The sequence below is a fragment of the Flectobacillus major DSM 103 genome, assembly GCF_000427405.1.
GTDB lineage: Bacteria > Bacteroidota > Bacteroidia > Cytophagales > Spirosomataceae > Flectobacillus > Flectobacillus major.
Genome location: NZ_KE386491.1, coordinates 4,705,895 through 4,723,332, shown reverse-complemented (window position 1 = coordinate 4,723,332; position 17,438 = coordinate 4,705,895). Strand labels below are relative to the sequence as shown.

Annotated in this window: 20 protein-coding genes and 1 pseudogene; 12 read left to right on the top strand and 9 right to left on the bottom strand. The window is 33.3% G+C overall.

Annotation, left to right across the window (positions count from 1 at the left end; all coding sequences use genetic code 11):
* Positions 1 to 16: 16 nt before the first annotated feature.
* From FLEMA_RS76325 to FLEMA_RS0154030, 3 genes and pseudogenes are all read left to right on the top strand, one after another.
* Positions 17 to 192: pseudogene (locus FLEMA_RS76325) on the top strand (phage integrase SAM-like domain-containing protein); the annotation flags it as partial.
* Positions 193 to 222: 30 nt separating this feature from the next.
* Complete coding sequence (locus tag FLEMA_RS74115; protein WP_159102729.1) at positions 223 to 876, top strand: site-specific integrase; 654 nt, start codon at positions 223 to 225, stop codon at positions 874 to 876.
* A 1-nt stretch (position 877) separates the two neighbouring features.
* Complete coding sequence (locus FLEMA_RS0154030) at positions 878 to 1,972, top strand: PDDEXK nuclease domain-containing protein (protein ID WP_044173576.1); 1,095 nt, start codon at positions 878 to 880, stop codon at positions 1,970 to 1,972.
* A gap of 60 nt (positions 1,973 to 2,032) precedes the next feature.
* Here FLEMA_RS0154030 and FLEMA_RS74110 read toward each other — a convergent pair whose 3' ends face one another.
* On the bottom strand, positions 2,033 to 3,211 hold the full coding sequence (locus FLEMA_RS74110) for a WYL domain-containing protein (RefSeq protein ID WP_044173573.1): 1,179 nt from the start codon (positions 3,209 to 3,211) through the stop codon (positions 2,033 to 2,035).
* A gap of 391 nt (positions 3,212 to 3,602) precedes the next feature.
* On the opposite strand from FLEMA_RS74110, the gene FLEMA_RS0154000 reads away from it, so the two are divergent.
* From FLEMA_RS0154000 to FLEMA_RS0153935, 8 genes are all read left to right on the top strand, one after another.
* Complete coding sequence (locus FLEMA_RS0154000) at positions 3,603 to 5,192, top strand: reverse transcriptase domain-containing protein (RefSeq protein ID WP_052354260.1); 1,590 nt, start codon at positions 3,603 to 3,605, stop codon at positions 5,190 to 5,192.
* A gap of 26 nt (positions 5,193 to 5,218) precedes the next feature.
* Positions 5,219 to 6,232 (top strand): hypothetical protein, encoded by a 1,014-nt coding sequence (locus FLEMA_RS0153995; RefSeq protein ID WP_026997238.1) that lies wholly within the window; start codon positions 5,219 to 5,221, stop codon positions 6,230 to 6,232.
* Positions 6,233 to 6,371: 139 nt separating this feature from the next.
* A complete protein-coding gene (locus tag FLEMA_RS0153985) occupies positions 6,372 to 6,704 on the top strand; it encodes a helix-turn-helix domain-containing protein (RefSeq protein WP_026997237.1) in 333 nt (110 codons plus the stop codon).
* Positions 6,701 to 6,826: a hypothetical protein gene (locus FLEMA_RS77300; protein ID WP_262486526.1), complete on the top strand. Its 126-nt coding sequence runs from the start codon at positions 6,701 to 6,703 to the stop codon at positions 6,824 to 6,826. The genes FLEMA_RS0153985 and FLEMA_RS77300 overlap by 4 nt, the downstream gene beginning before the upstream one ends.
* A gap of 5 nt (positions 6,827 to 6,831) precedes the next feature.
* Entirely contained in the window at positions 6,832 to 7,119 is a 288-nt protein-coding gene (locus tag FLEMA_RS0153975) for a hypothetical protein (protein ID WP_026997236.1), read from the top strand.
* Positions 7,097 to 8,239, top strand: a complete 1,143-nt coding sequence (locus FLEMA_RS74105) for a hypothetical protein (protein WP_044173568.1) — start codon at positions 7,097 to 7,099, stop codon at positions 8,237 to 8,239. The genes FLEMA_RS0153975 and FLEMA_RS74105 overlap by 23 nt, the downstream gene beginning before the upstream one ends.
* A gap of 391 nt (positions 8,240 to 8,630) precedes the next feature.
* Positions 8,631 to 9,050, top strand: coding sequence for a hypothetical protein (locus FLEMA_RS74100; RefSeq protein ID WP_044173566.1), 420 nt, complete (start codon positions 8,631 to 8,633; stop codon positions 9,048 to 9,050).
* Between the two features lie 2 nt (positions 9,051 to 9,052).
* Positions 9,053 to 9,307 carry a hypothetical protein gene (locus FLEMA_RS0153935; RefSeq protein ID WP_026997232.1) on the top strand — a complete coding sequence of 85 codons (255 nt, stop codon included), beginning with the start codon at positions 9,053 to 9,055 and terminating at the stop codon, positions 9,305 to 9,307.
* Between the two features lie 174 nt (positions 9,308 to 9,481).
* Here the strand turns inward: FLEMA_RS0153935 and FLEMA_RS74095 are convergent, their stop codons facing one another.
* Together FLEMA_RS74095 and FLEMA_RS74090 are read right to left on the bottom strand one after the other, a co-directional pair.
* A complete protein-coding gene (locus FLEMA_RS74095; protein WP_044173564.1) occupies positions 9,482 to 10,660 on the bottom strand; it encodes a phospholipase D-like domain-containing protein in 1,179 nt (392 codons plus the stop codon).
* Positions 10,657 to 11,412, bottom strand: a complete 756-nt coding sequence (locus FLEMA_RS74090) for a protein phosphatase 2C domain-containing protein (RefSeq protein ID WP_044173562.1) — start codon at positions 11,410 to 11,412, stop codon at positions 10,657 to 10,659. The genes FLEMA_RS74095 and FLEMA_RS74090 overlap by 4 nt, the downstream gene beginning before the upstream one ends.
* Before the next feature lie 85 nt (positions 11,413 to 11,497).
* Here FLEMA_RS74090 and FLEMA_RS74085 point away from each other — a divergent pair, with 85 nt between their 5' ends.
* Complete coding sequence (locus FLEMA_RS74085) at positions 11,498 to 11,821, top strand: hypothetical protein (RefSeq protein ID WP_026997229.1); 324 nt, start codon at positions 11,498 to 11,500, stop codon at positions 11,819 to 11,821.
* A gap of 50 nt (positions 11,822 to 11,871) precedes the next feature.
* On the opposite strand, the gene FLEMA_RS74080 is transcribed toward FLEMA_RS74085, so the two are convergent.
* The 6 genes from FLEMA_RS74080 to FLEMA_RS0153755 form a co-directional block, all read right to left on the bottom strand.
* Complete coding sequence (locus tag FLEMA_RS74080) at positions 11,872 to 12,456, bottom strand: hypothetical protein (protein WP_044173557.1); 585 nt, start codon at positions 12,454 to 12,456, stop codon at positions 11,872 to 11,874.
* A 15-nt stretch (positions 12,457 to 12,471) separates the two neighbouring features.
* The gene (locus FLEMA_RS74075; RefSeq protein ID WP_044173555.1) at positions 12,472 to 12,750 is read right to left on the bottom strand and encodes a hypothetical protein; all 279 of its coding nucleotides are present in this window, start codon (positions 12,748 to 12,750) and stop codon (positions 12,472 to 12,474) included.
* A 219-nt stretch (positions 12,751 to 12,969) separates the two neighbouring features.
* The gene (locus FLEMA_RS74070) at positions 12,970 to 15,450 is read right to left on the bottom strand and encodes a protein kinase domain-containing protein (RefSeq protein ID WP_044173554.1); all 2,481 of its coding nucleotides are present in this window, start codon (positions 15,448 to 15,450) and stop codon (positions 12,970 to 12,972) included.
* A 54-nt stretch (positions 15,451 to 15,504) separates the two neighbouring features.
* Positions 15,505 to 16,452 carry a vWA domain-containing protein gene (locus FLEMA_RS74065; protein ID WP_044173551.1) on the bottom strand — a complete coding sequence of 316 codons (948 nt, stop codon included), beginning with the start codon at positions 16,450 to 16,452 and terminating at the stop codon, positions 15,505 to 15,507.
* A gap of 361 nt (positions 16,453 to 16,813) precedes the next feature.
* A complete protein-coding gene (locus FLEMA_RS0153765) occupies positions 16,814 to 17,002 on the bottom strand; it encodes a hypothetical protein (RefSeq protein ID WP_026997225.1) in 189 nt (62 codons plus the stop codon).
* A gap of 118 nt (positions 17,003 to 17,120) precedes the next feature.
* Positions 17,121 to 17,363 carry a ComEC/Rec2 family competence protein gene (locus FLEMA_RS0153755; RefSeq protein WP_044173548.1) on the bottom strand — a complete coding sequence of 81 codons (243 nt, stop codon included), beginning with the start codon at positions 17,361 to 17,363 and terminating at the stop codon, positions 17,121 to 17,123.
* Positions 17,364 to 17,438 lie beyond the last annotated feature (75 nt).

The window sequence follows — 17,438 nt, the reverse complement described above, 5'->3', positions numbered from 1 at the left end:
GGTAATAACTGACCTGATGAAAGCGGATAAGGTAGGCAATGCAAACGTTCATAAAAATTTAAAGAAAGTACTTGAGCGTTTTAGAAATCAAAAAGACTTCACTTTTTCCGAATTGGACGGTTCTTTTTGCGAAGGTTTGAGCAAGATTTCAGAGAAAGAGGTGTTTCTGAGGTTTCTATGAGTGTACACTTTCGTACTTTGAGAGCCTTGTACAATAGAGCAGTGGTAGAAGATTTTGCCAAGAAGGAAGCAGACCCTTTTGTTGATTACAAAATCTCTAAATTCAACACTAAAACGCAGAAAAGAGCTATTAAAAAAGAGGATATTGTTAAAATAGCTTCTCTCAAAATTGAAAAAGGAACTAGACTTTATGATTCTCAAAACACTTTTCTTTTTAGCTATTATTGTTCTGGAATCAACATTAGTGACATTATCGAACTTGAGTGGACGAATATATCCCCAGATGGTTTGATGGAGTACGAGCGAAACAAAACACACCAACGTCAAGTGGTGCAACTCTTACCACCCGCTAAAGAAATACTCGCATACTATCAAAAATATAGCTTAGGAGACTATATATTCCCGTATCTTGATAAGTCGAAACATAAAACAATTCCTCAAATTACTAATCGTATTAAGAAAGTCACAAAGCAGATAAACCAAGATTTGAAAGTGCTAGCAGAAATGGCAGGAATTGAAGCTAACTTAACAACCTACGTAGCGAGACACACGTTCGCAACGGTTTTGAAGAGAAGCGGGGTCGAAATTAGTAAAATTAGTGAACTGATGGGGCATGAATCAGAGAAAGTGACAAAGGTTTACCTCGATTCATTCGAAAATGACGAGCTGTATGAGGCTACTTTAAATTTACTGTAACATGATGAATATAATTGATTTTGAACAACTGGTTCTCAATATAGAAAACACCCATAATTACTTTCAATTACGTGCTAGTAAGCAAATTGACTTAAATCTTAGTCTTCGGAATTGGTTAATTGGCTATTATCTGGTAGAATTTGAACAGAGAGGTCAAGATAGGGCTATTTACGGCAATAAAACTGTTCCGACATTAGTGAAAAAAATGAAGCATATTAAAGGGTTTTCAAGAAGTAACTTGCTGATGTTTAAAAGTTTTTACCAGACCTATCCACAAATTGTACAGATATTATCTACACAATTAGAAAACTCTCCTATTCAATTCACTCCTCCAATTGTCCAGACACTGTCTGGACAATTGGAGTCCATAGAGTCTTATCCTCCAGAAACGTTACTTTCCCACTTGAGCTTTTCTCATTTTGTAGCACTAATTCAGTTAGATTCTGATATTAAAAGACGCTTTTACGAAGTACAAGTTATTCAAAACTCATGGTCAGTTAGAACCCTCGAAAGAGCAATCAATACTCTTCTGTTTGAAAGAACGGGATTGTCGTCAGATAAAAGAGGTATGATTGAAAGTCATAAAAATCCCAAGACAGAGACAGCAGGAGATTTAATCAGAAGCCCATTTATTTTAGAGTTTATGGGGTTAAATCAATCTAAAAAGATTTCTGAGAATCAGTTGGAAACAGCTATTATTAACCATTTACAAGATTTTTTGATTGAAATGGGAAGAGGTTTCTGTTTTGAAGCACGACAAAAACGCATCACTTTTGATAATGAACATTATTACATCGACCTAGTTTTTTATCACCGTATCCTACGATGTCATATTTTGGTAGATTTGAAAGTAGGAAAATTCAGTCATGCGGATGGTGGGCAAATGAATTTTTATTTGAACTACTATAAAAATAATGAAATGGGAGAATACGACAATCCTCCTATTGGCATCATCTTATGTGCAAACAAAAATGATACATTTGTAGAATATACTATTGGTGGGTTAGATAATGAAATATTTGTATCAAAATACCTAATTGAGCTTCCTAAAGTGGATGAACTAAAACGGTTGATTGAAGAAGATATGAAGAAGTAAATAGATAAATTTTGTAATCCTACTAAGTTATGAGATACAAGGTAGAATTACAAAATTAGATTAGAGTTGTTCATTCTGGTTATTATCAGGTGTTGGATAGCTAATATTTAAGATTTCTACTGATTGTATTCTTTCAAGTTGGAAATGTCTTTCATCTTTTCTTAACTCACAAAAACCAGTTAAATACTCTATTGGTTTAACATTAGTGAGAGTTCCTAGCGGAGGGATTTCTTTTATTTCGTAATTTTTGATAGTACGTATTGTTAAGTTATTGTTCTTATCCTTGTATCGAATTCTTAAATATTTTTTCTCTTGTATTCCCTTTGTAATAACCCTTTTGTTTTGCTCCTCAAATCCCAATGTATTCAGCTCAGTATCTTTAAAATTGGGAGCTTGTACTACAAATGGACTAACTAGAGTAATATTACTAAGTTTCAAAATAGGAAATTCACGGGTTTTATTTTTGATATAGTCATATCCAACAATAAAATAGATACCATGTGAACATTTAATTTTTTGTGGTAAAAATATTGTTTGATATGAACTACCTTCGATTGTTAATGTGAGATGTTGCTTACTTCTAGCATATTTGGCATACTCATTAAGCATAGCTTCGCTGATAGAGGGAACTATACTAAGGGCTTCAATGGGTATCAATACTTCAGACATTTTATCTGAAGCAGGATTGAACCATTTACATTTTACCAATTGCTTAGAAATTTCTCTTTTCTTATTTCCTGTTTTAACGTCATACAAAGCTTCTTTTTTATCATTTTTAGGAACACCGATAACTTGCATCAACGGACTAACAAAACTTAGAAGTGGGTTAAGATTAGTTCTTTTATTTTCATTTTCAATATTTAGAGAGCTTTTTACTTTTGCCAATTCCATTTGTGCAGTAGAAAGCGTTACTATTGAATCAATGACATCGCTTTTTGCAATAGCTTTACCTCTTCGTTTTACTAATTTTAAAAGCTTTGAGGAGAGCCATGCTTCCTCAAATTGTGCTGATTTAGATGAATACCAAACACATTTACAGTTAGCCGTTTTACCCTTCAATTGAAGGTTGACTCCTGTAAATTCATCAAATACATCTTGAGAATCTTTAATAATTTCGACAATTATCATTAACGGCGAAACAAGTTGAGGTTCTCCTGAAATAAGGATATTTTGTAGTTCAGAAGTATAAGGGTGTGACTTTAGGGCAACAATGTCACCGAGATTGAAAAGGTGTTCCATAAGGTAGTATAAGTTGTGCACAAACATACTGAAAATATGTATATTTGCACAAGCCTTGATAGGAAAACTTGAAAGATTCAGACAACTGGAATGGACTATAAAGATTAAGCTATCTAATGTAGTTTAAACTCACTGTATATGTAGATTATGCAGGAAATGGATTAGTATTAAATTTTACATTCATTCCTATTTGTAGGGAGGGTAGTATATCTAACCCTTGTACAAATATGATAAGATTAAGAGAATTTATAATCATATTGACATTTAGTGTGACTCAAGAATTTGGGTACTGGTCTTACTCTTCGGAGTGTTATGTCTGAAAATTATCTGTTACACCTCTCTTGTTAACTATTAAGGTTTAATTTTCTATTAGTAATACCCTATCTATAAGATGCGAATAAAAACTCCCGATTGGCTTAAAAACAGAGGATATTTACATATTACACGTCAAATAGATGTACATAGTAATACCCAAAAGCTCCTATCAAAAATTTGTAATCCTAGCTATATTGCAAAGTATGCTTTCTTTCCCCTTATCCATGCATCTATAGATGAAAGGAGATATAAGCCCAATCCTGAACTAACGGTATTAGACCAACGACAAAAGGAAAAATGTCATAGCTATCAGGATAGCAAGGGTAAGTATCAAAAGCATATCAAAAGCCGCCCATTGCACTACGCAACCCACATGGATGCACTAATTTTTGGTTATTATGCACATTTATTACAAGATAAATATGAGGAAGAGTTAGCCAAAGATGAAGAGCTTTCAAAATGTGTTTTGGCATATCGAAAAATTAAGATTTCAGAAGAAAAAGATAGTAAGCATAAAAGTACTATTCACTTTGCTCATGAAGTTTTTGAAGAAATAAAAACACGAAGTAAGAATGAAGATTGTATGGTTTTAACCTTTGATATAAAAAGTTTTTTTTCAAGTCTTAATCATGTAAAACTAAAAGAAGCTTGGGCTAAATTAATTAATGAAACTACACTTCCTAAAGACCATTACAACGTCTTTAAAGCCTCGACTCGATTTTCTTACATCATGTTAGATGACCTCCGTATCCGTAATAATTCGGGAGGGCGAAAAGCTCCTTTTGATGAAAAAAAGCTGGCAAAGATTAGGAATAAACAAGGTTTTAATGCCTTTTTTGAATCTCCAGAAGAATTTAGAAATAAGGTAAAGAATAAGGAAATTAGACTTCATCGTTTCCCATTTAGAAAAGGTGAAGATAACACTCCAACAGGGATTCCTCAAGGATTACCCATTAGTGCAATTTTAGCAAATTTATATCTTCTTGAGTTTGATAAATTAGTCTTACAAAAAGTAACCAGAGAGTTAGGTGGCTATTACAGACGGTATTCTGATGACATTGTAGTGATATGTAAAAAAGAAAATGTAGATGAGATTGAACATTTTGTAACTGAATCAATCAAAGATAGTTTGGTTAAAATTAGCACTGAAAAAACCGAAAAGTTTTTGTTCACTCACAGAGCCTTTGGGAAACAAGCCCCACGTCTTACTGCCATCAAATTATCAAAGCATGTCTGTACAATGGAAGCTCCATTTGTTTATTTAGGTTTTGAATTTTACGGAAATCAAACACTTATAAAATCAACTAATCTGGCTAAATTTTATAGAAGAATGATTTCAACAGTGAAAAGGAAGAGTAGATTAGCCATTAAAATCGCAGAGAACGAAGGAAGGAATCCCGTTGTTTTTAGGAAACGATTATACAAGCTATATATCAATACAAACCTTAATAAAACTATTATTAAAAGACGCTTCAAAACGCTTAAAGTGAATGAGGTTGGTGAGTATAGAATAGAATCGGTTGAAAAAGAAAAGGATTTTCGGAGTAATTATCTATCATATATCAGAAGAGCAAGCAAGATAATGGGAGAAGATGCCATCAAGAATCAAATTCGCAAGCATAGACCCCTTTTTAATCTAGCTATGTCAAGACATTTGAAGTACTAAAAATATCGACCAAATAAAGAAGAAAAATGATTACACAAATTGCAAAGGTATTTGATGCAGAATATGTACAGTCGTACTTTACTAATAAGTTTGAAGGGGTAGCCTCTCCAGAGCAGGCTATAGATACATTAGCATCTATCAAATTAATCGAGTTCTTTCAAGTTTTTTTCAAGGCTGAATTCAAGTTACAAGAGTTATGGTTTGAGCAAGATAAAAATCAATTAATTAGAAGATTGGAGCGTTGTGTTACTATCGAGCAAAAGAAAAAGTTTATCGAATCAAAGCTTGATGAACATGAGATTCTTTTTAGTGAACATGAGTATTTCGATATACTTGAAGAGTTAGGTGATGAGACTTTTGGGGGACTTATAATGAAACTTGATAAACTTAGATTTGGATTTGAGAATACCTCAAGATGGATAGAATTAAATGAAACGGATAAGTTTTATCTATCATTAGTCAACGAAATACCTGATACATTTCCTTCTTTTGATGTATTCGAAAATTTGACTCCCCAAAAAGTGAGAAACTTTATTGTTTCTCGACCAAGGCTTCATGAGCTTTTTAATAGATTCATGCGTGTGAAAAGAGGAGAAGTACCAGTTGCTCAAATTATTATTAAGATTGTCAGCGATATATTCTCTATTTACTATGCAATTAAGTTAAATCATATTTTAAGACAGGAGTATTTGAAGTTAATACCTCAATCTGAATACCAATTAATTGGAGCCACACAAGATGAGGATGAAAAGGATGGGAAAAAAGTTGAAATTGTATTGCCGAAAATTAAGGAACGAATTGCAGGTGATAATATCACAAGTCTTTCTCTAACTCAAACAGCGCTACTGTTTAATTTGCTGAGAAAAGAAAGGGTGATTTTTAAGGATGAGAGTTATCAGTCTAAAGAAAATATCTATAAAGCTATTCAAGTACTTACTGGCTATAGCAAACAAAACTTAAAAGTAAAGATGAATTTGAAGGAATATGAAGATTCCGACAAAGTTGTAACCCAAAAAATTCTGAAAAGATTAATGTATTGATAAACAGTTAGATAGAGTGACTTAGGGGGTTACAACTTTAGAAAGTAGCCCTACAACTCTATAAACAACCACAAAAAACCAATAAAACTTTGTGTCATCGAAAGGGACAACGAACAATCCCCCTGAGTAGATGACACAAATGGAAATATCATCCAAATTAATCTTAGTAACTCCAGAAGAATTAGTATCACTAATTCAGCATTCCGTTCGCCAAGTCATTGCTGAGCAAACACCAAAATCTTTAGGAACAGTCGACAAGCCTTTGTCGATAGATGAAGCTTCTTCATTTTTAAATATTCCGAAATCAACACTGTATCAATTTACTTCCGCTAGGAAGATTCCTTTTCAAAAAATTGGTAAGAAGATTCTTTTCTTCAAAGCAGACCTTATTCAGTGGGTCGAGTCTGGTAAAAAGAAAACTCGAAAGGAAATCGAAGAAGAAGGTTTTGGTAAGAAAGGAGGCTTACGATGAATAATCCTCATAAACAAGCCGATACTAAAGCTTTTGTTTTGTATTGGGAGGAAGCATTTGCTCAAAGCTTTTTTCATGTAGAAAACTACTTGATGCTAAATGTAAATATCTGGAAAAGCTAAGAAAAATGCTTTTTGATGAAATGAAGGAAGATGTTTCTGTGAGAATTAAAAATTTAGAGACAGAAATCAATCAAATCATTGGTCTATTGGATATGGTACAACTTCTAAAGAGGACGTATCTTGAAGAAACGGCACAAATCGCTTCACTTTTATCGAAACTAACGTGTGAAAAACAAGTGCTACTACTTCAAAATCAGGAATTAAAGGAGCGTAATGATTTACAAGATAATGTCATTAATCTACTTCTAAGTCGATGTTTTACAACCCTAAATGAAGAAAATAATGAATATTGATAAATATAAGCAATGCCTCAATCCTGAACAGATTAGCGGAGTAGTTTATGAAAAAGATAACCTTGCAAAGATTCTGGCAACACAGGAAAAGATACAATCTAATAGCTGTAAAACGATTGCATTTAGTTCTCCCATCATTACGTATAATGAAACAGGTATTATTTTTCCTAACACGATAAATATTATTCAAGGTAAAAAGGGTGTACACAAATCAAGGTTAACGGAGATTTTTTGTGGATTGATGTTGCAAAGAGATATTACACAATCAAGTCATCGGTTTCTAGGCATGAAACGAAATGCAATGCAGAAATCAGTTGTGCTATATGTCGATACAGAACGTAATATCAATGACCAATTTCCTTATGCTATTCAAAAAATCAAGCTACTTTCAGGCTATTCGATAGAAGATAAACCCGAAAATTTAGATTACATATCGTTAATTGATATTCCTCGAAGTGAAAGGTTTGATACGTTAAATGAGTATATCAAAAGGTTTAGAACACGATATGATATATATAATCTCTTCATTGTGTTCGATGTCGTGACTGACTGCGTTGAGAACTTTAATGATGTAAGAGAAAGCCTTAGACTTGTTGATATGCTCAATGAAACCATTAACACCTATAATGTTACTTTTCTTTGTGTAATTCATGAAAATCCTTCAGCAGGTAACGACAAAGGTCGTGGACACCTTGGTACGGAATTAAATAATAAGGCTTCACAAGTTATACAGATAGGCTTTGAAAAGGATAATCAAGGAAACGATACAGACTTGATACGTTTAAAGTTCTTACACTCAAGAAATACTAAGAGATTAGACCCAATTTACGTACAGTATTCAGAAGAAACAAAAGGGTTAGTCCTTGCTAGCAGTGACTTTATTAATGAAAAGCTAGCCATGAAGAAAAGTAAGGCACAGATAGCAGACATTCAAAATTGGCTTACAGATAATATGAAGGAACCCAAAAGTAAAAAAGAGTTGATTGAGTTGATTACGGAGGCTTTTGATTGTGGTTCGAGGATAGTTGAGGATAGGCTCAAGGAGCTAGATGACAAGGGATTTATTGAACGATTTACGGTGGGGAAGAGTGCACATTACAAATTAATTATTCCATTTTAACATGTTCGCACTCGCAAAGTCATATATATGGGTCTGCGAATGCGAGCGTATAAAAGCTCTCAATATTATGTCTGATACAAATAAGTTTCCTCCGATGAATAGAACGGAGTTAGCTCGAAAATATAAGGTAAGCCTACCTACTTTTAATAAATGGCTTGGATTAATCTCGAATCTTGTTCTGATTGAAAATCAAAGGATATTCACTCCTAAGCAAGTGGAGTTAATCATAAACCATCTAGGAGAGCCCCCTGACTGACTCATGTAAACAGCATGAATTAACTTCAATTAATTCGAATTAACGCATATTAACCCTCGTTAACCCAAAGGTGGTTTTCGAGGGTTAATTATTTTTAAACCAGTAAGTTAATAACGATTAATCTAATATTAAGCAATGAACGAAATTAGAACAGGGAGAGCATTACAGTTGGAAGGACTCCAATATGCTACCAACAAAGTAACCTTAGGCTTCAAGTGTGAAGCTCGAACTAAAATAGAATTGGCACAAGAGGCTCAGCAAATGGGAATGACTTTGAGTGAGTATGTAGACACTATCATATCAACCCGAAAGCAGCAAACAAAATCAGACAACAACTCTGAGTTGGAGACATTGTTATCTCAACAAAAAGCCGACCTTCATCATTTTAAAAGGAAAGTCGATTTTTATGAAAATGAGTTATTGCAAAACGCATTTCAACTGCGTAAAGGTCAGACTCTCGAATACAGAAATATCTATGGAGAGACCGTAAGTAAAACGATTACCCAGATTGAGGATATTTACACCATCTTATTAGACACCGTTAAACTCTCGTAATCATGTTCGAAATAATTTCTAATCCGTTTGAAAATGTGGGCGAAAGTCTATCAGGTTTAGCTATTGAGAAAGCTATTGAAGTAGTCACACCATCTACCAGTAAAGGTTTTAGTTGGTGGAGATTTCTCTTCTTTATTTTGCTTCTAGTGTTTGGGGCTTGTCTATATATAATCTTCCACTATTTGCCTAAAAAAAGACATGAGGAAAATGCGATGATGATAGAGGAAGAAGGAGTTAATTATAGGATTGAAAAATGAAAAGAATATCAATAACATTCGGTAAATCATAAGTGATGTATAGGGATTAGGGCAAAGAGAATTCCTAATCCCTTAAAAGAAGCTTAACATTACTAGGATGTTGTTTGATAAAGTAAGAATATCATGATACAAATGTATGAAGTTTCAATCTTATAGAACCCTGAGCCAACACACTCATATCTTAGATATCCTCCCTATTTCTTCTACTAAAGTCCTTCTTTTTTCCTTCAAAATCATCTCCTCTCTGTCAAAATGCTTTTCTAACACAGCCTCCTCACCCATTTGTAATATATAACGATAATCGTTCTGTAAAGTGGAGAGTCGCTCGGCTAATTGTTGAACCTGTTCTGCAAGTTGTTGTGCAAATGCTTCCAAATCATTAATAGATGCTCCCGAAACGTTGCTATCGCCAAATGCAATTCCTAATTTCAGTTCAGCTACAATCGTTTGGAGTGCCTTTAAATCGTTTTGGTCATAAGCTTGTTTCAGTTTCAAGAATATCTGTTGTGCCTGCGCTTTATGGGCTTCTTCAACCAAAGGACTATCTGGATGACAAAGCTTTACCCCTTCACGATAGAGTTGTTTCAGACTTTCTTGTAAAATATCGTCTTTTGCTTTTGTTATCGTTTGGGTATCTTCGGCAATGATATTTTGAAAGGATTCCCACCTGACTTTTGCTTCTTGGTATTGCTTTTTTGCTTCTTGTTTTTCAGTTCTCTGGGCTTTATACGCCAAAATATCCCGCTGGAGTAATAAAATCTCTTCTATGATTTGCTGGAATCGTACTCGATAACCTGCTTCGTAGCACTCTAACTGCTTTTCTGCTTCTGCTAAGGCTACTTCTAACCAACTAATTTGTGAGTTGTACAGCTTAATTTGATGATGAAGTGCTTGTACCAATGGAGATACTACTAAGCCTTCTTCCTCTATGGCTTGTTCTATAAACCGCTCAAATTCTAATAAAAAGTCTTTTATACTTTCCTGTTCGTCGGTAATAATGATAGATTCGTTGTTTTTATGGAAACCACTGTAAGTATAATTTGCCGAACCCGTTAGCAATACTTGTTGGTCAACAATACAAAACTTATGGTGCATAAAACTGGTTTCGACTACGATTAATTTTCCTCCTATTTGTTGGAGTTTGGTAAAGTCTAAAGAATAGGCTTCTTCAAAATTTTTACGGTCGTTAGAAATTAATACCTGAACTTGTATGCCTTGTTTGCGTTTTTCTACCAATATATCCAAAACATCTTGGTCTGTAAACCATGCTACTGCAATTTGAATACTCTCTTTCGCTTCTTGGATTTGCTCAAGTACTAAAGGTTTTAATCCTTTAAAATAGGCTTTAATCATGGTCTTATGATAATTAGACTATAATCGTCTTCTTCGATGGTTGGATTGTGTTGTATATACTGCCAAAAGCTTTCGGGGCTTTCTAGCGAGTGGGTGAGGGTTTCGATGAAAATATCAAAAGCTTCTGCTTGAGTTTGATATTGCAGTAAGATATGTTTACTGATAGCATCAGTAGCTAATAAACAAGTATTATATATCCCTTCAAAGCTACCACAACGAAAACCTAATTCATTAGGAAATATTGAACAATTGAGCAGATGTGTACCTCCCGAAAGTTCCTCGGTTGATTGAAAAGGGTAACTTTGCAATTGATTGTTGGCATAAAAAAACACATGACTATCGCCAAAAGTAAGCCAATGAAAAATACTATCTACTTGCCAGACTACCGCCAAAGTACAGGCACTGCCTTCTTGGTAAAAGCGTTTGAGTTGAAATGAGTCATGTTGTATCAATGGTTCATATTCTTGTATGAAGGCTTCAGCCAAAGGCTCTATCCATGCAATAAATGCCTCCCAAGAATTGATATACACTGACGGTAAATGTGCTAACAGAAACTCCGCCCATTCACCACACAAGATACCCGTACCACCAGCACCATCAGCTACAGCCCAAATGTTTGGTAGAGTAAACGAAATACGGTCTTCGTTGGGTAAGGGTGATGGGTTGTTGTGGGTTTTGGAGAGGGTTTGGGCTTTAGAATATTCTGTTGACACGACTTTTTGAATATTTGGTTTAGCTATAACAATGAGCATAGTTCGGTCAAAGTTATGTTATTGTTTATACATTTATGGAAATTTTAAAGACCAGAGGTATAATCACCTCTTTAATACTAAAAAAATGGCTAATAATACTTATGCAATTTTAAATGAATTCGTCTGTGAGGGCGAAACAGAATTTATCTGTGTACGAGGTTCAGAATTTATCATGGCAGACAAATTATACTCTCCAGATAAATCCACTTTGTTCCCTAACAGGTTTTCAGCACTAAGATATTTACAAAAAATAGGAGCTTATCAAAATGATGATTTTTATAATACTACACAAAAAGTATTTACGGATGGAGATTCTATCTATTATTTACTTACCGAGCAAGAACTTATAGATAAAATAAATAATGAAAACATTAATTTGCTTAATTATCAATCAGCTATAAAATCATAATTTAGCAAGAACGTAATATTCTTTTTGATGTACTTACTAACATCAATTTGTTATGTCATAGGATGCCGAACTTTGAGTTTGTATTGCGTTATCAATTCATTGTAGTATGGCAAATATTCTACAATTCCTACCGAAATATCGTCTCTGAGTTTTTCTATATTAACTAAATATCTCTGATTATCTGTATTTGTTAAATAATCCCAGATATTTAGTTTTCTAAACCTTTCAAGGGCATTTTCCGTAGTTATTCTTTTGAAAAATTCATCTTCAATTGAAGAGAAATTAGAAGTATTTTGCTTAAAAGAGCTCAAAATAGCAGTCCAACCCGTCAAATCTTTCAAACCATTTCCTTGGCAACATAAACATTCAGTGAAATTTTGTTTCATAAAATATGCTTGAAATAGACAACCATGGACTAAGACTGCTAAATATTCGGGAAGCCTTTCAATTAGTACTGGATTGTTTTCTTCGCTATTGTTTATGGGCTTACAATGACCACAAAATTCATTAGTGTTTTCTTTGCAAGGAAATAGAGCCATTTCTTCCACACCTGTCCCATTGTAATGTTTATGATTCAACTCATGTGCTATAAAATGCCCCAGTTCATGAAAGAAGACTCTTTGTATAATTTCCATTATATTAGTCGTTAATTACTGTTTACAATATGACATCATTGGGTATAGGTTGCCCATTAGTTGCAACAAAAATCCTATTATTATTAACCAAAACCCCCATTTGGCTTTACAATCACTTTTTAGATATTCAAGAGTGATAATATTATCAATTAATGGCTTCCCTGATGCGTCAACCAAATCAACTGTTTCTAAATTATTCGGTTTTTTGGGACAAATGATAGTAAGTGAAATTAGGATAAACCCCGTAATATCAAAAATCAATCCTAATGAACTTATAAATGGTGCTATATTCATACTGTTTATGGTTTTATTTTTCACCAAATATTTCAAAACAAATACCAAATCTCCAAAAAATAACTAATTTCTATTATTTTGCCCCAAAAATAACAATCCACTAAAATTCAATTACTTATACTCTTTTTAACTAAGATTAATTAGTATTTATAATTACTTTAAGTTAAAACATCTCAAATTTCAGCCATTATCTCATCAATAAAATTTAATAGTAAAAAATCATATGGTATTAGTATTTTCAAAACTATTTTTATTTGCTTGTAAATAATCTAAAGTTGTTTTAATAATTATATTTCTCCTTGTTACAAGGCTTAGGACATTATTATCAAAAAGAAGTTGCCTAAGTTTGAAATACTTTTGGTTGCTTGAAAAATACTTTGGTTTAAATATGGCAAAATCTTGAATCATACAATTCATCAGTACATACAAATAATAAGGATTTGTTCTAAAAAAAACTTCTTTTTTAGAAACATTAATTGTAGTGAAATTTTCTTTTAATATTCTAACTTTCATTGCAACAGAAAGCTTAGATTCCAACATAAAGTAAATAAATTCAGTATAATGATCACTACCTAATTCTGAATCCCAATTATCAGGCAATGTAATAATTGAAAAGTCATCTCTAATGGTACTTATTTCTTCACCATAAATATCTCTTGTTTTAAAATCAATTATACCAAGATTCTCTCCATCTTCCCACCAAAACCCATCTAATATTCTTTGGTTGATGTATTTTTGAAAACCAAAAGAGCTATCTATTTCCCAGTTAAAAACCCGTTTAGCTTTTCCACTATTAAAATTTGTCTTAATTTTCAATAATATTGCACTGTATGAAGCACCATCGGTATAAGAATTTGACACCATATCAAAAAACTTATCCTCTTTGTTGTCTAATGTTAGTAAATCAATCAATTCTGTTTTTTCTGTATTCAATCTAAGATTAATGCTATTCATTTTTTCGTCTATCAATTCAACAATCTCATTATAAATTGAGTAATCATTAAAGAGTATTACAATATCATCTACTTTACGGTTATATAGCACACGATTTTCCTTCAAAAATATGTCATCAATGGTTTTCAAATAAATATCTGCGAAAAAACGGTCTAAAGATTGAACAATTAACCCACTTTCATCTTGATTAGCTTTACATTCGTTAATAGATGATAAGCTCGATTTTAGTAACAGGTAAAAAAATGAACTTTTAGCTATTTTTAGTTCATCCGATATTGTGGCTAATAATATTTTATGATTAACGTTATCAAAGAAGTTTTTCACATCAAAATGAGCCATATATCTATGACTGCCATTAAAAAAATTATACTCAATCCACTTTATCCATTTTGTAGGCGGACGGTCTATTTCTGGCATTTTCACCAAACTAAAAATATCATTATTGTAATTAAATGAATTTGTAGTTACTAATTGGCTCTTAAACTCATAGATTACCAAACCTAATAAATATCTTGTTACATAATCTTCAAATTTCATGTAATAAGTTACTCTATTTTCTTTTTCATTTTTAGGGAATTCATAGGTCGTACATTTATCAAAAGTTAAATCTTTAAATCTAATCTTATTATATATTTTATTTACTATATTTTCAGCCCATATCTCTCTGGAGTCTTCATCCTTAAAAATATTTAATATATCTATATCGAATGGGTCATAATACATATCATATTCCATCCTTGCATTTAATGCCAAATCTATTGCTTGCCTTATATTACTTCTATCCAATAATTTTTCATAAAAATCATCCTCACGAACAAAAGTATTCTGGCTTATCTGAATTTTATAGTTCCTTTCTTGGCTATCAACCAACCAATTAATCCACTCCACATCCTGTATTAACGGCATTAAATCAATCGCTCTTAACTGATTAAGATTAGCTTGTACTTGGCTTAACAATAATGGTAATTTTACTTCTGGCAATTGCCATAAGGTAGTCTTGATACTACTTCCTGAAAAGTTTCTGTAATCTGTGTCCTTCAATAAAATACCATCCCCATTATAATGCTTGGCAAAAAGGTTAGGCTCATGTTGTAAGGCTAAAAGCGTAATTTGGAGTATCAACAAACTAAAATCATCCAAATCTTTGTTGAAAAAATGAGTATCTCTCTGAGGATGTTGGTAGCAAGGACTTCCCAATTCGCTAGCTTTTCTGCTACTCAATGCAGGTACAAACATCCCATCATAATCTATCAGTTTTAGTTTTCCTTCTGTCGTAACAATAAGATTGTCATGCTTCAAATCACCATGAGCGATAGGCTGTTGTTGTAGCCACCAAGCTAGGTTACAAAACTGAAAATAGAGATTTTGCAGACGGGCTTTGTCTTGTATTTTACAAACCTCTGCCAAATAATTATCTAGCGTTTTACCTTCTACCCATTCCATCAAAATTACTGGGTAGCCATTACCTCCTTGGGCGGTTTCTACCCAAAGTTCGTTATCGAGATAGGTAAAATCTACAAAATACGGAGAAGGGTTTTGTTTGAGGTAAGTAGCAATATGCTCCAAACGCTCTTGACGTTCGTTTGTTTCGACGTAAAAACATTTTAAGGCATAAAATTTCTCCTTCATTTTTATTTTAAACACAATAGCCAAACCACCAGTACTGTACCAAGGCTCGTTTGGATAATTGGGGTTGGAAATGATTTCTATATCTTTCAACGTTCTGAAAGAATCTTCTCCAATCATGATGGATATTTTGTATTCTTGGGTGGTGGGTAGCATTTTATCAACGGATATTTATTAGGCGGTTTTAATAGTTTTTGTACCAATATCTAAACATTTAATCATATCACTAACCGAAGCTTGGAAAGTCATAGCAACATAGGTTGTATTTTCTGATAAATCTGTTTTTTTCACCTCTGTCGCAATACGTTGGTTAAAAGCCATTGGTAATACGCTACTCATTTCGTACAAAAGCTGTGATTGTTTGTTTGAAGGTATTTCGTTGGCGTTTTCGGGAAAAACAACGCTTTGTTCGGAAGAAGAAGAAATATGCACGTTAAACAACAGTGTCTTGCCGTAGAGCGTTTGTATTTGGCGTAATTGATAAGCTTTGTCTAGCAGTTCATGGTCTTTACAGTCGGTTTGTTCTCCATCCGTAATATTAATCACAATAGGAGGAAAGCTATTGGGATGTTGGACTGTCCAATCCTCCAATAGTTTGGTACATTTATCAAAAGCACTTCCCATAGGTGTAAGCGATTCGGCTACAGGAGAAAACCAATACACAACAGGAATTTTCACGAGAATTTCACCCTTAAAAGTCCGACGAACAACTTCTATTTCACCTTGGTTGCCAGTAGGGTTTTGTTTGAGCTCGGCAGGAGAGACAAAAGTTTTTTCAGCCAAGTTGCCTTCCCACAAAAGTTGAGCATTCTCAGCTTCTTTTCCATAGCCAATCACGGCAATATCAAAATAGTGACGAGGTTCAGATTCTGTCTTCTGGCAAATATTAATAATTTCATGAATGGCGTTATTGACATACAAAGCCACCATTTCTGCTTTAGACTTACCACTATCGCTTCCCCAAGCATTTTTCATACTTCCGCTTTGGTCAACTAAAAAAACAACACAAGCAGGGCGGTCACGATGAATGCGTGTTTCATAAGGGGTAAAAGACGAATCTTGTGTAAGGCTTTTTCCTAAAGAGGAAAGCGTTTGAGAGGTGCTCGGTTGAATAGATTGCATAGAAACCAACAGTTTAATTGAGATGCAATATATCGAAATAGGAAGTAGGTTTGTTTAAAATAGAAGATGATTTTTAAGAAATAGGGTTTTTAGTGATATGATATTCAATTCTATGAATCAGTTTGACTATTTATAAAAGTTTAAACTATGTTTAAACCGAAAATTATGGTTTAAACCAATATAAACAAAAAAGTCTCACAATCTATTGATTATGAGACTTTTACTCGGCGGTCTGGACGGGATTATGCAAACCTTCTGATTAACAGGGTATTAAATTCTATTTCTATTTTGGGTAGCATACGGGGTATCAAAGTTTGAGTAAAAAGAGCCCCGATATAGTATAAACGGCGTTCTATTTGACTCACTCTTTGGGCTTTTTCTTCACCTTTTCTTGACTAGCCATTCGTGCTGCTTTAAAGGCTAAAAACTCCTCTCTATCAAATAGCTTATCACCAAGTCCACAGGCTTTCGCTGCTTCTGCTGAGTTAATGTAAAGGTCGCTTTTGTTTAGAAGGTCAAAATCTATAAGTGGGCGTTTTTTTCTAGGCATTGTAGTGAACTTTAAATGTGAGTTTTTAGTCTAACGTGTATATAAAATTGCTGTTTTCTATACACGTTAAAAGTTCATGTATAGAAAATGATACTTTTATGTACACATTTTATTTTGCTTACGAAAGCTCAATAATAATATCTTCGTTTTTGATATTTGTTTGATGTAGTTTAAAGCCTTTTTTTCTTAGAAAATCGGTTACTCGTGGTAGAGGATGCTTATATCCATTCTTACCTATTGAAATAACTGCATTTTCAAGATAAACAGTTTTTTGATAGTTATAAACAAGACTGCCAGCTTCTCCCCCATGATGTGGGACAACCAAGGAATGTTTTTTACTTTGTACAAGATCTGGTATCACATAGGTAGAAATTTGTTCGTAGTGAAAATCTGCTGATAAAATTGCAGTTTGGGTTTCAGTTTGTATAGAGATAAG

Bases quoted from the DNA above. Each gene is read 5' to 3' on its own strand.
- FLEMA_RS0154000 (WP_052354260.1), top strand. From the start codon at position 3,603: ATGCGAATAAAAACTCCCGATTGGCTTAAAAACAGAGGATATTTACAT.
- FLEMA_RS0153765 (WP_026997225.1), bottom strand. From the start codon at position 17,002: ATGCCTAGAAAAAAACGCCCACTTATAGATTTTGACCTTCTAAACAAA.
- FLEMA_RS74105 (WP_044173568.1), top strand. From the start codon at position 7,097: ATGAAGAAAATAATGAATATTGATAAATATAAGCAATGCCTCAATCCT.
- FLEMA_RS0154030 (WP_044173576.1), top strand. From the start codon at position 878: ATGATGAATATAATTGATTTTGAACAACTGGTTCTCAATATAGAAAAC.
- FLEMA_RS74110 (WP_044173573.1), bottom strand. From the start codon at position 3,211: ATGGAACACCTTTTCAATCTCGGTGACATTGTTGCCCTAAAGTCACAC.
- FLEMA_RS74070 (WP_044173554.1), bottom strand. From the start codon at position 15,450: ATGATTGGAGAAGATTCTTTCAGAACGTTGAAAGATATAGAAATCATT.
- FLEMA_RS74090 (WP_044173562.1), bottom strand. From the start codon at position 11,412: ATGCTCATTGTTATAGCTAAACCAAATATTCAAAAAGTCGTGTCAACA.
- FLEMA_RS74075 (WP_044173555.1), bottom strand. From the start codon at position 12,750: ATGAATATAGCACCATTTATAAGTTCATTAGGATTGATTTTTGATATT.
- FLEMA_RS0153975 (WP_026997236.1), top strand. From the start codon at position 6,832: ATGCTTTTTGATGAAATGAAGGAAGATGTTTCTGTGAGAATTAAAAAT.
- FLEMA_RS74065 (WP_044173551.1), bottom strand. From the start codon at position 16,452: ATGCAATCTATTCAACCGAGCACCTCTCAAACGCTTTCCTCTTTAGGA.
- FLEMA_RS0153985 (WP_026997237.1), top strand. From the start codon at position 6,372: ATGGAAATATCATCCAAATTAATCTTAGTAACTCCAGAAGAATTAGTA.
- FLEMA_RS74100 (WP_044173566.1), top strand. From the start codon at position 8,631: ATGAACGAAATTAGAACAGGGAGAGCATTACAGTTGGAAGGACTCCAA.
- FLEMA_RS0153995 (WP_026997238.1), top strand. From the start codon at position 5,219: ATGATTACACAAATTGCAAAGGTATTTGATGCAGAATATGTACAGTCG.
- FLEMA_RS74095 (WP_044173564.1), bottom strand. From the start codon at position 10,660: ATGATTAAAGCCTATTTTAAAGGATTAAAACCTTTAGTACTTGAGCAA.
- FLEMA_RS0153935 (WP_026997232.1), top strand. From the start codon at position 9,053: ATGTTCGAAATAATTTCTAATCCGTTTGAAAATGTGGGCGAAAGTCTA.
- FLEMA_RS74080 (WP_044173557.1), bottom strand. From the start codon at position 12,456: ATGGAAATTATACAAAGAGTCTTCTTTCATGAACTGGGGCATTTTATA.
- FLEMA_RS77300 (WP_262486526.1), top strand. From the start codon at position 6,701: ATGAATAATCCTCATAAACAAGCCGATACTAAAGCTTTTGTTTTGTAT.
- FLEMA_RS74085 (WP_026997229.1), top strand. From the start codon at position 11,498: ATGGCTAATAATACTTATGCAATTTTAAATGAATTCGTCTGTGAGGGC.